We start from the raw sequence: 10,924 nt of genomic DNA on the forward strand, positions 1-10,924 counted from the left end.
ACACGTTTTGAGGGACTATGCCCCGTACCGCCTTAATTTTAGTCGCTGCCGGCAAGGGCGAACGCGCTGGAGGTGATAAACCGAAGCAATATCGACATGTCTCAGGCAGACCCCTTATTGAGCATACCCTCTCAAATCTACAAAAAGCCTGTAATTTCGACATCTATTGCGTTGTCGTCAGCCAAAATGACCCCTTTATACAATCTGTTCTTTCAGATATCGGGACTGATGCCAAAATCGTCATTGGCGGCGCCAATCGCACAGAATCTGTGCGCAACGGGTTAGCTGCGCTGGAAGATTCCAATATTGATCACGTCTTCATTCATGACGCCGCCCGCCCCTTTATCTCTTCTAAAATCATTTCTGACTTGTCCGAAGCGCTACTAACCAGCCATGCCGCCGCGCCGGCCCTCCCCATACCCGATGCGCTAAAAACGCTTTCCGGCGAAGCCGTTGACCGGGAAGGCCTGCGCCGCGTTCAAACGCCCCAGGCTTTTCACTATCAGGAAGTCTGGCGCGCTTTTAAAGCTCTACCAAAAAACGAAAGTCGGGCCGATGATATTGCTGTCGCTCAGGAAGCTGGTCTCGCAATCACCCTTACTCAGGGAGATGAGCGTAATTTTAAACTGACCTATCCGGAAGATTTCGCTAAAGCCGAGCAGATGCTGCAATCAGAAACCTACATCGCAACCGGATCCGGATTTGACGTTCATCAGTTTGAAGAGGGCGGCACATTGTGGCTTTGCGGGCTGCCGATAGACTGCGGATATAGTTTAAGAGGCCATTCGGACGCCGATGCCGGGCTTCACGCTTTGACGGATGCCTTGCTCGGCGCGATTGCTTTTGGGGATATTGGCGATCATTTCCCGCCGTCTGACCCAAAATGGAAAGACGCAGCTTCGGATAAATTTCTGCTTTTTGCCTTGGAAAAACTCGCCGAACGCGGCGGAAAATTACAACATGTCGACGTCACCCTGATTTGCGAGAAACCCAAGATCAAACCGCACCGTGAAAAAATGCGCGAGCGAATTGCCGCGCTTTGCGAGCTTCCTTTAAACCGCGTGAGCGTCAAAGCGACGACAACGGAAAAACTAGGTTTCACTGGTAGAGGTGAAGGTCTGGCGGCGCAAGCGACCGCGACTGTAAGGCTCCCCTCATGAGCGCCGTGACGCTGAAAGATATTTTTTCTCTGGCCCAACACGTTATCTCTCAGGCTACCGAGAAAAATCTCCGGATTGGAACAGCGGAGAGCTGTACAGGCGGGCTGATTGGCGCCGCCATTACGTCCATTGCCGGTTCCTCTGCGCCTTTTAAAGGCGGGATTATTGCCTATGATAACTCAATAAAGATAAGCCATCTCGGCGTTAGCGAAGACGTTTTGGCAGATCACGGCGCCGTTAGCGAAGCAGTTGCCAAAGCTATGGCGGAAGGCGCTCTTAGCGCGCTCGAGATTGATTTAGCCGTTTCTGTCACAGGTATTGCCGGACCAGGCGGAGGCACAGACGAAAAGCCCGTAGGGACAGTCTGGATAGGTCTCGCACTTAAAGGGCAAGACGCGACGGCAACCCTTCACAATTTTGGAGACATTGGACGTAATAAAGTCAGAGATATAACGTGTTACGAAGCGCTAAAGGCTTTGAAGAACGCTTTAAGCAACGCCTAGACGGCTCTTTTCTTTCTTTAAATTCAAATTCGGATCGGCTTTGACAGGGTCGCAGACTTTCGCCGCTCTCTCCTCAAACACTTTCATGATGTGTCTACTGGCTTTCTCAAACTTGTCCTTAATAAGAAGGTTAAGCGGGAAGGCTTTCAAAGTCACATCCACGTAAAAGTCCACCAAGGTTGTTCCGTCTGACAGCTCATGAAAGACCCAGCGATTTTCAAGATTTTTAACGGGCCCACCCTTCTCCGCTTTGGTGACTCGAATAACTTTTTTCTCGCGGTCAACATGGACGAGTGACTTAAAATTTTGCCGAATGGATTTATAGGCCGCAACAGCTTCGGCTTCGAAATCTGTTTCGCTCAGCTGTTTGGTTATCCGCAAGCTGGAAATCAATTCAATAAAGTTTGGATATTCTTCGACATTGGCGACCATCTCTAACAGCTCGCCCGCTCCGTGTGGAATGCGTTTGGTAAAACTGGCGGACGGCATTAGGCGTGCTGGGCCTGTCTAGCGGCCTGAAGTTTGGTGAAATCACTATCCGCATGATAGCTGGAACGCGTGAGCGGACTGGCAGAGACCACAAGAAATCCTTTTGCTTTAGCAATCGTCTCGTAAGCCTTGAATTCTTCCGGCGTAACAAACCGCTTCACAGCCGCATGTTTGCGGGTCGGTTGCAAATACTGGCCGATTGTCAGGAAGTCGATTCCCGCAGAGCGCATATCGTCCATGACCTGCATGACTTCTTCTTTGGTCTCTCCCAATCCGACCATCAGGCCTGATTTTGTAAATTGGGAGGGATCGCGTTCCTTGACGCGCTCCAAAAGACGAAGGGAGTGGAAATAACGCGCGCCGGGACGAATAGACAAATAAAGACGCGGCACGGTTTCAAGGTTATGATTGAAGACATCCGGGCGGGCATCAATGACCGTTTCTACCGCTCCTTTTTTCCGAAGAAAATCAGGCGTCAGAATTTCGATCGTGGTTTTGGGCGATTGGGACCGAATGGCATTTATGACGTCGACAAAGTGCTGGGCTCCGCCATCTGACAGATCATCCCGGTCCACAGACGTAATCACGACATGTTTAAGGCCCATTTCATCAACCGCCTCGGCAATTTTTTTGGGCTCATAAGCATCAACGTCCTGCGGCAGGCCCGTGGCCACATTGCAAAAAGCGCAAGCCCGCGTGCAAACCTCTCCCAGAATCATAAAGGTCGCATGCGACTTTTCCCAGCACTCGCCAATATTCGGACAGCCCGCTTCTTCGCACACAGTTACGAGGCCTTTGTCCTTCACGATTTTGCGGGTTTCGGCATATCCCTTGGAGGTCGGGGCTTTCACCCGAATCCATGACGGCTTGCGAAGCACCTCGGTGTCCGGCCGGTTGGCCTTTTCCGGATGCCGCAATGCGGGCTTGGGGCGAATATTCTGCGCAGTATCAATAAGCGTAGCCATGAGCGTTAAATGGGGGTTTTGACCGTCAGGAGCAAGCTCAATTTCAGGCTTTCACTGCAAGGCAGAGCCCGCAAATCTGCAAACACGCAAAGTTGGCGTGTTTTTTGCTTATATTAACAGGATTACGCTACAAATATTGGCATTAATGAGGAAATAGAACCCTGTTCAAGGCAAATACTATCGCTAAACCTGAGTTTTCGCTGTTTCAGCGCCTGATGACGCCTGTGCGAATTCGGGACGGGCACGACAACTTTTTCACGCCTTTACGCATTCTTATGGCGCTTTTAGTTGTCATAGATCATGCAATGATTGTCGGTTTGCGAGACATGTCTGGTGGAATTCACGGTTTTTTTCATTACGACTTAAGTTATCTGGCGGTAAATTTATTTTTTATCACCTCCGGTTTTCTTGTTACGAAAAGTATGACCTATCGTAGGGATTTGGCAGAATATAGTTCTGCGCGTGTCCTTAGAATTTACCCGGCTCTGATTATACATTTAGCCTTTATTCTGCTCCTCATCGGGCCTCTCGCCACAACGCTTCCCACTTGGGATTACCTCACGCATCCGGATGTGTGGAAACAGCCCTTGCTTGTGTTAAGTTTTTTCAACTCGGATATGGTTCTCCCCGGCGCTTTCCTAACCAATCATGAGCAATTAGCCGGAGCGCCTCTCTGGACTTTGCGTTATGAACTTATGGCCTATCTGGGGACGGCCCTAATTTTTTCATTGGGTCTAATGCGACGCAAATGGATGATTTTGGCGCAATTTATTATCCCCAGCCTGGCGTGGATTGTGACCAAGGAGACAGGGTTATATGAGCATCTTCCCGCCACAGCGCAGAGTGTGTTGCGGTTCGGAATCGCATACGGATTGGGTGCCACCCTATTTGCCTATCGAAAACGACTGAACTTCCACCTCCCAGGTTTACTCTGCATGGCCTTGTTGGCAGTATTATGCAGCCAGATAAGCGCGATGGAAATAGCCATGAACTTGATGCTGGCTTACGGCCTCATGCTTGTCGCTTTCTTGAAAGCCCCGCGTTTCAACCGCTTGCAAGACCTCTCTGATGTTTCCTACGGCATATATATTTACCATTGGGGCTTGCTGCAGCTCGCCTTTTATTGGTGGCCGCAACTAAGCCCAATAGCGCTTTTCGTTCTTATCGCGCCTCTCTCATATGCAATTGCATACGCGTCGTGGCATATTGTCGAAAAACCTGCCCTCAAGGCAAAAAAGCAATTTGCAAAACATTTGAGATTCGGCCGAAAGCCCCCATCCCTTGAGGGCGGCAAAATCTTACTGGACTAAACCTTAATAGTGGATTGTCCGGTCATAGGCGTCGAGAACCGCCTCGTGCATCATCTCTGACAGGGTCGGATGCGGGAACACAGTTTCCATCAACTCGTGCTCTGTCGTTTCCAGCTTTTGCGCGATCGTATAGCCTTGAATAAGCTCAGTCACTTCGGCGCCGATCATATGCGCGCCGAGCAGCTCCCCCGTCTTGGCGTCAAAGATGGTTTTGACCAAACCTTCCGGCTCTCCCAAAGCAATCGCTTTGCCGTTGCCAATGAAAGGGAAACGCCCGACCTTTACCTCATAGCCCGCCTCTTTCGCTTGCGCTTCGGTGTGTCCCACAGACGCAATTTGTGGGTGGCAATAAGTACATCCGGGAATAGCATTCGCATCAAGAGGGTGCGGATTTTCACCTGCGATTTTTTCGATACAGATAATGCCTTCATGCGACGCTTTATGCGCAAGCCAGGGCGGTGTGGTTACATCGCCAATCGCATAGAGACCCTTCACGCCCGTAAAGGAATATTCATCGACCTCGATATGCGTTTTCTCAATTTTAACGCCCAGATTTTCGAGGCCCATATCTTCGGTATTGCCGACAATGCCGATAGCCAGAACGACGCGATCAAACTCGACCTCTTCGGATGTATCGCCTTTGGTCAAAGTCGCTGTAACGCCATTTTTGCTTGTCTTTACAGAGGCTTGCGTTTCAGTCTTGATTGTTACGCCGCGCTTTTCAAACGCCTTACGGGCCATTTTGGAGATCTCTTCATCTTCCGCCGGTAGGATGCGATCCACCATTTCAACGACCGTCACGTCGGCGCCAAAGGCGTCAAAAAAGGAGGCGAATTCCATGCCAATCGCGCCCGAGCCCACAACGAGAAGCTTTTTCGGAATGCTGTCCGGTACCATCGCTTCGCGGGCTGTCCAGATATATTTTCCGTCCGGCTCTAACCCCGCTTGCGGGATATGACGGGCGCGAGCCCCGGTTCCCAGGATGACGTGTTTGGCCGTATAATCTGTTCCGTCCACCACAACCGTTGGCGCGTCCTTACCTTCTTTAAGTTTAGCAAAACCGTTGATCACGGTGATTTTGTTTTTCTTCATGAGATGCTTGATGCCGCCGGAAAGCTGCCCGGCGATTTTGCGGGAGCGTTTGACGATTTTTTCAAGGTCAAAGCTCGGCTCGGCGGAAAGGCCATACTCATCCGCGTGCTGCATATTGTGATAAACTTCGGCGGAACGCAGAAGCGCTTTCGTCGGAATACAGCCCCAATTCAGACAAACGCCTCCCAAATCTTCCTTTTCAACAATCGCAGTTTTAAATCCGAGTTGAGCCGCCCGAATGGCGGTCACATAGCCCCCGGGTCCGGATCCGATTACGATAACGTCAAAAGCTGTTTCAGCCATAGGTTTGGGCCTTATTGCGGGAATTAATTCTCGCAAATCTATGACAGATTTCAGGGCGAATTAGAACCCATAATTCGGAATATCTAATTTGTCGGAATGTTAGAGTTTGCCTGATTCTGGGAGGGAGCCGTCATAGCCTCTATCACCTGCAAACGAAGCACATCAGCGAGCGCCTGCGTCTCGACATTTTCCAGAATGGCAAAAGCCGCGTCGCGCTTTCCAAGGCGGGCAAGACCCACCGCAATATTGCTCCGCGCGGTATCGCGCAGCTCAGGCTGGCTTATTTCGGTAATAACAGCTTTGGACCGTTCAAAATCCATTTGGCGGATCGTATAGTCAATCAGGCTCAGATAAGCGCGGTCTCGAAGCTCCACGATACCAATATCTTTTGTCTCCGCGAGCGCTGTTTCATAAACCGCTTCGATTTCCTCGCCAGACTTCATCTCAGGCGATGTAGCCGTTTTCTGCGTAGCGGTATCAGGGTCCTCTACTGCCTGAATATCATCGCTCGGCTCTGTTTCCTGCCCCTCAGAGGTTTCTCGCTCTTTTTTCAAAATATCCCGGACAGCGCCGTCCACGTCAGACGTGTCCATTTCGTCCACATCGATGGGGGCCTGCTCTGATGCATCTACATCAGAATTATCATCGTCGCTTTTCTTTTTCAGATAGCGGTCCAGCCATTTTTTTTCAGATTTATTCTTATCTTCTGATTTTGAAGTCTCTGATTTTGGCGGCTGGGCCTGATCTCCATCGGACAAAGTTTCTTTGATTTTCGCTTCGAGCGAGTCAGAGGCGCTCGTCATTTTTTCTATCGTATCGGAGGCCGACTCGCTGACATCATCCGCAACAGATTTGGTGGCTTCCTTTGTATTCGAAACGGCTTGCTGGAAGTCGGCTTTCACGCCAGCCGTGGCAATTTCTCCGCCCGTCCCAAAATAAACGACTGCTCCAGCGAGGCCCGCAAGGAGGGTTCCAGTAAGTAATGATTTCCAAAGCATAATCCGCTCCGCGAACTTAAGTTTTCATTAAGTATAACGCGGGGCGGCTGAAGGGCAATGCTCCTCCCCTCTAGGGAGAAACTTTGCTCAGTTATTACAACATCATTGTAATCGGTTGCTCGACATAGCGTTTAAAGTGCTGGAGCCATTTCGCGCCCAACGCCCCGTCCACAACACGGTGGTCACAGGTGAGCGTTACGCTCATGACAGTTGCCACTTTAATCTCCCCGTCCTTGACAACAGGGCGCGGCCCGCCTGCCCCAACCGAGAGGATCATGCCGTGCGGCTCGTTAATGATGGAGCCGAAAGACTTAATCCCCATCATGCCAAGGTTGGAAATAGAGAACGTCCCGCCCTGATACTCATTTGGTTTGAGTTTCATCTCGCGGGCGCGGCCAGCCAGATCCACCATTTCAGTCGAGATTGTTGACAGGCCTTTATTTTCGGCTTCGCGTACAATCGGGGTGATCAATCCGCCATCAATGGCGACCGCCACCGCAACATCGGCGTGTTTGTGATAAGCGATTCCGTCCGGCGTATAGCTCGCATTGGCTTCCGGCACGAATTTCAGAGACAAGGCGCAGGCGCGGATAAGCATATCATTGACGCTCACCTTCACGTCTTCAGGGGCCTGCGCGTTTAACTCTTTGCGCAGCTTTAGCAATTCATCGATTTCGCAATCAATCTGCAGCGGGAAGTCCGGCACATTATTATTCGACTCTGATAGGCGCCTTGCAATGGTTTTCGTCATCCCGCTCAAAGGCTCAAGATCGTAGGTTCCGGCCTCGATCCCCATTTTGGACAGATACTCCGCGCCACCGCTGCGAACCGCGCCGACTTCTTTGGACTCATCTTTCGCGTCCTTGGGCGCTTCGGATTTTTTCTCTGCCTCTTTCGGCGCTTCGTAATTTTCGATATCGACCTTGATGATGCGGCCTTTGGGGCCGGAGCCCTCGACTGATGCCAAGTCAATCCCGGCCTCTTTCGCGAGACGTTTCGCCAAAGGAGACGCTCTCAACCGATCGCCGTCTTTATCCGATCCCGTTTTCGGGGCAGGCCCGTCGTCAGGCTTTTTATCGTAACGCGTGGACGGCGCATCGTCCGCTTTACCGGTTTCTTCTTTGGGTTTGTCGGGAACCGACTCGCTTTTAGGTTCAGCCTTTTGGTCTTTCTTATCACCCGGTTTGGACACATCCGCCCCTGTCGGCTCATATCCGTCCAGAGCGCTTTCATCCTCATCCTCTTCGAGCAGAAGCGCGATAGGCGAATTGACTTTCACGCCATCCGTTCCGGCTTCCACAAGGATTTTCGCGAGCGTCCCTTCTTCGACGGCTTCAACTTCCATTGTTGCCTTGTCGGTTTCGATTTCCGCCAAAAGGTCTCCGGACGATACCGTATCGCCTTCTTTCATCAACCATTTAGACAAAGTCCCCTCTTCCATTGTGGGGGACAAAGCGGGCATGAGAATTTCAACAGGCATGTCAGAAGACCTAGCGTTAAATAATTATTGGTTCACAAAGACTTTGGAGGCGATTTCCCACTCTCCATTGACTTTGACAAGAGTGAGCACATCATAGAAACGGTCCGCAGACCGGAAATGCACCGTGGCAATCCGGCCATCAGTGACAGCCATGCTGATAATATCGCTGTCCCGTTCGCCTACCGGATTGGGATTGCTGGCCCAGTTTTCGATAACTTCGTTCATATCGGGCCAGACGCGGATATAGTCATCGCCATTCTCATCTGTCGCAAGACCGAACATAGAGGCGTTATCTGCAAAAGCCCTATCAAGTCGGCTGATCGAGGCGTCGCCTTGCCCGTCGAAATAATCATAAACAGCCGTTTTGATTTTGCGCTCGTCAGATTTTGTGACAGGCGCATAGGCAGTGGTCACGCCGGAATAATCGCGGTCATTATTCCCGGCTTCAACAACACTGATGCAGCCGGTCATGGCGAAACTCGCCGCAATCATAACCCCCGTCGTCAATAATGTTTTCATGTCGTTCTCTCCTTTTGTTTCGACACACTTAAATGATGGCACTCATTTAATCTTTATAACAAACCTTTTCCCACTAAGGGGGACAAAGTGAATATGAAAGTTCCAATTGGCATGATTTTATTTCTTTCTTATCGCGAACAGCGATTCAACATCTGATTTTGCGAATAAAATTCTTGGCGCTTCCTGCGAAATAACGCTGATACTTTCACCATCTACGTAAATTATATAATGCATCAACTCAGATGGATCTAACTCTGGCGTTCTGGTGAGCCATTCATTTTTGTAGCTTTTTAGTATTTCTGAACTATCTGAAACGAATACCCCATTAAGCCCATCAATGAACTGTTTGAAGTTATTAGTTTCTTGGTCAAGTCCTTGATCTAAAATCGTCTTTGTGAACAAAAAGGGATTAAAAAATATGCAAGTCATAGCTGGGTGGTCAGCTTTTCCTGGATGAATCATACGGCCTTCTATTTCCAGAGATAAACCAATAGTAACAGAATGATCCAACTGTACGGATACAAAATCTATGACATAGACCTCAGCTAATGCCGTTTTTGCCTCTTTAAATTTTACAATCTTCCCCACAACTAATCTCTATAACAAACCTTCTTCGCCGCTTTCACGACATCCTCGGTTCCTGGCAAGCTTAGCGCTTCGAGGTTTGCGGCATATGGCAGCGGCACATCCGCCTGATGCACACGTGCCGGAGGCGCGTCGAGGTAATCGAAAGCTTCATTCACGACGACCGCGGCGATTTCCGCGCCGACGCCGTGTTGTCCCCAGCCTTCTTCGGCGCAGACCAGACGGTTGGTTTTCTTGACGCTCTCAATCACGGTCGCCGTATCCAGAGGACGGAGCGTTCGCAGGTCAATGACCTCGGCGTCGATACCTTCCTCAGCCAGTTTCTCGGCGGCTTCGAGGCAGCGCCCGACCATGCGGGAGTGAGAAACGAGCGTGACGTCCGCGCCTTCGCGGCGGATTTTCGCTTTGCCAATCGGGATAAGGAAATCATCCATATCCGGCACGTCGAATGTCTCGCCATACATGAGTTCGTGTTCCAGAAAGACGACCGGGTTCGGGTCGCGAATAGCCGCTTTCAAGAGGCCTTTGGCGTCCGCGGAGTCATAAGGCGCAATGACTTTCAGCCCTGGCACATGCGCGTACCAGCTGGAATAATCCTGGGAATGCTGCGCGCCGACGCGGGACGCCGCGCCGTTCGGGCCGCGGAAAACAATCGGGCAACGCATCTGTCCGCCCGACATATAAAGCGTTTTTGCTGCAGAATTGATAATATGATCAATGGCTTGCATGGCAAAGTTAAATGTCATGAATTCGACAATCGGCTTGAGACCGCCCATCGCCGCGCCGACACCGATACCGGCAAAACCATATTCTGTAATCGGTGTATCAACCACGCGCCGCGCCGAAAACTCTTCCAGCAATTCCCGCGTGACTTTATAAGCGCCCTGATATTCCGCGACTTCCTCGCCCATGACGAAGACCTTTTCGTCGCGGCGCATTTCTTCGGCCATGGCGTCACGAAGCGCGTCACGCACGGTCGTTTCGACCATCTTAATATTGGAGGGAACATCCGGGTCTTTTTGAATAATTTCGGCCAGTTTGGGTTTTCCCGGCTTTTCTTCGGGCGCGGCTTCTTCGCCTTCGCGCTCAACGTCCTTGGAAGAGGATTTATCTTCCGTCTTCTCTTTCTTGTCAGCCTTCTCTTTGTCTTCGTCTTTATCGCCGTCATCTTTTGAGGCGGACGGGTCAGACAGATCCTCTTCGCTGTCGCCCTCTTCCAAGAGCTGCAAAATCACTTCGCCGACTTTCACGCCGTCTGTTCCGGCGGCAATGACGATTTTACCGACAGTGCCTTCATCAATCGACTCGACTTCCATCGTCGCTTTGTCGGTTTCGATCTCGGCCAGAATATCGCCCGATGTGACGCTATCGCCTTCTTTGACGAGCCATTTTGACAGCGTGCCTTCCTCCATAGTCGGAGAAAGCGCCGGCATTTTAATATCGATTGCCATTCAAACTATCCTAGATAAAATTTAGCAGGGAAATAAACATGATTACCAAACCGGCAATCGAGACAGCCC

The 10,924-nt window shown here is 50.7% G+C and carries 11 protein-coding genes; 3 read left to right on the forward strand and 8 right to left on the reverse strand.

Going from position 1 to position 10,924, the window contains the following annotated elements; translation table 11 throughout:
- Positions 1–17 precede the first annotated feature (17 nt).
- Both ACN0IC_RS12445 and ACN0IC_RS12450 read left to right on the forward strand, forming a co-directional pair.
- Positions 18–1,160, forward strand: a complete 1,143-nt coding sequence (locus ACN0IC_RS12445) for a bifunctional 2-C-methyl-D-erythritol 4-phosphate cytidylyltransferase/2-C-methyl-D-erythritol 2,4-cyclodiphosphate synthase (protein WP_416879104.1) — start codon at positions 18–20, stop codon at positions 1,158–1,160.
- Positions 1,157–1,663 carry a CinA family protein gene (locus tag ACN0IC_RS12450; protein WP_416879105.1) on the forward strand — a complete coding sequence of 169 codons (507 nt, stop codon included), beginning with the start codon at positions 1,157–1,159 and terminating at the stop codon, positions 1,661–1,663. Before ACN0IC_RS12445 ends, ACN0IC_RS12450 begins: the two co-directional genes overlap by 4 nt.
- On the opposite strand, the gene ACN0IC_RS12455 is transcribed toward ACN0IC_RS12450, so the two are convergent.
- Both ACN0IC_RS12455 and lipA read right to left on the reverse strand, forming a co-directional pair.
- Positions 1,649–2,152: a type II toxin-antitoxin system RatA family toxin gene (locus ACN0IC_RS12455; RefSeq protein WP_416879106.1), complete on the reverse strand. Its 504-nt coding sequence runs from the start codon at positions 2,150–2,152 to the stop codon at positions 1,649–1,651. The genes ACN0IC_RS12450 and ACN0IC_RS12455 overlap by 15 nt on opposite strands.
- Complete coding sequence (gene lipA, locus ACN0IC_RS12460) at positions 2,152–3,117, reverse strand: lipoyl synthase (RefSeq protein WP_416879107.1); 966 nt, start codon at positions 3,115–3,117, stop codon at positions 2,152–2,154. The genes ACN0IC_RS12455 and lipA overlap by 1 nt, the downstream gene beginning before the upstream one ends.
- 215 nt (positions 3,118–3,332) lie before the next feature.
- Between lipA and ACN0IC_RS12465 the strand changes: the two genes are divergently transcribed.
- Positions 3,333–4,427: an acyltransferase family protein gene (locus tag ACN0IC_RS12465; protein WP_416879108.1), complete on the forward strand. Its 1,095-nt coding sequence runs from the start codon at positions 3,333–3,335 to the stop codon at positions 4,425–4,427.
- A gap of 3 nt (positions 4,428–4,430) precedes the next feature.
- Here ACN0IC_RS12465 and lpdA read toward each other — a convergent pair whose 3' ends face one another.
- The 6 genes from lpdA to ACN0IC_RS12495 all read right to left on the reverse strand — a co-directional run bounded on the left by lpdA (position 4,431) and on the right by ACN0IC_RS12495 (position 10,855).
- Complete coding sequence (gene lpdA / locus ACN0IC_RS12470; RefSeq protein WP_416879109.1) at positions 4,431–5,822, reverse strand: dihydrolipoyl dehydrogenase; 1,392 nt, start codon at positions 5,820–5,822, stop codon at positions 4,431–4,433.
- Between the two features lie 83 nt (positions 5,823–5,905).
- Complete coding sequence (locus ACN0IC_RS12475) at positions 5,906–6,820, reverse strand: hypothetical protein (RefSeq protein ID WP_416879110.1); 915 nt, start codon at positions 6,818–6,820, stop codon at positions 5,906–5,908.
- Between the two features lie 94 nt (positions 6,821–6,914).
- Positions 6,915–8,300 carry a pyruvate dehydrogenase complex dihydrolipoamide acetyltransferase gene (locus ACN0IC_RS12480; protein WP_416879111.1) on the reverse strand — a complete coding sequence of 462 codons (1,386 nt, stop codon included), beginning with the start codon at positions 8,298–8,300 and terminating at the stop codon, positions 6,915–6,917.
- 24 nt (positions 8,301–8,324) lie between these two features.
- Positions 8,325–8,819, reverse strand: a complete 495-nt coding sequence (locus tag ACN0IC_RS12485) for a nuclear transport factor 2 family protein (protein WP_416879112.1) — start codon at positions 8,817–8,819, stop codon at positions 8,325–8,327.
- Positions 8,820–8,936: 117 nt separating this feature from the next.
- On the reverse strand, positions 8,937–9,407 hold the full coding sequence (locus tag ACN0IC_RS12490; protein WP_416879113.1) for a hypothetical protein: 471 nt from the start codon (positions 9,405–9,407) through the stop codon (positions 8,937–8,939).
- A 2-nt stretch (positions 9,408–9,409) separates the two neighbouring features.
- The gene (locus ACN0IC_RS12495) at positions 9,410–10,855 is read right to left on the reverse strand and encodes a pyruvate dehydrogenase complex E1 component subunit beta (RefSeq protein ID WP_416879114.1); all 1,446 of its coding nucleotides are present in this window, start codon (positions 10,853–10,855) and stop codon (positions 9,410–9,412) included.
- Between the last annotated feature and the right edge of the window lie 69 nt (positions 10,856–10,924).

The sequence above is a fragment of the Litorimonas sp. genome (assembly GCA_029936425.1).
Lineage (GTDB): Bacteria > Pseudomonadota > Alphaproteobacteria > Caulobacterales > Maricaulaceae > Litorimonas.

Bases quoted from the DNA above. Each gene is read 5' to 3' on its own strand.
- ACN0IC_RS12445 (WP_416879104.1), top strand. From the start codon at position 18: ATGCCCCGTACCGCCTTAATTTTAGTCGCTGCCGGCAAGGGCGAACGC.
- ACN0IC_RS12450 (WP_416879105.1), top strand. From the start codon at position 1,157: ATGAGCGCCGTGACGCTGAAAGATATTTTTTCTCTGGCCCAACACGTT.
- ACN0IC_RS12455 (WP_416879106.1), bottom strand. From the start codon at position 2,152: ATGCCGTCCGCCAGTTTTACCAAACGCATTCCACACGGAGCGGGCGAG.
- lipA (WP_416879107.1), bottom strand. From the start codon at position 3,117: ATGGCTACGCTTATTGATACTGCGCAGAATATTCGCCCCAAGCCCGCA.
- ACN0IC_RS12465 (WP_416879108.1), top strand. From the start codon at position 3,333: ATGACGCCTGTGCGAATTCGGGACGGGCACGACAACTTTTTCACGCCT.
- lpdA (WP_416879109.1), bottom strand. From the start codon at position 5,822: ATGGCTGAAACAGCTTTTGACGTTATCGTAATCGGATCCGGACCCGGG.
- ACN0IC_RS12475 (WP_416879110.1), bottom strand. From the start codon at position 6,820: ATGCTTTGGAAATCATTACTTACTGGAACCCTCCTTGCGGGCCTCGCT.
- ACN0IC_RS12480 (WP_416879111.1), bottom strand. From the start codon at position 8,300: ATGCCTGTTGAAATTCTCATGCCCGCTTTGTCCCCCACAATGGAAGAG.
- ACN0IC_RS12485 (WP_416879112.1), bottom strand. From the start codon at position 8,819: ATGAAAACATTATTGACGACGGGGGTTATGATTGCGGCGAGTTTCGCC.
- ACN0IC_RS12495 (WP_416879114.1), bottom strand. From the start codon at position 10,855: ATGGCAATCGATATTAAAATGCCGGCGCTTTCTCCGACTATGGAGGAA.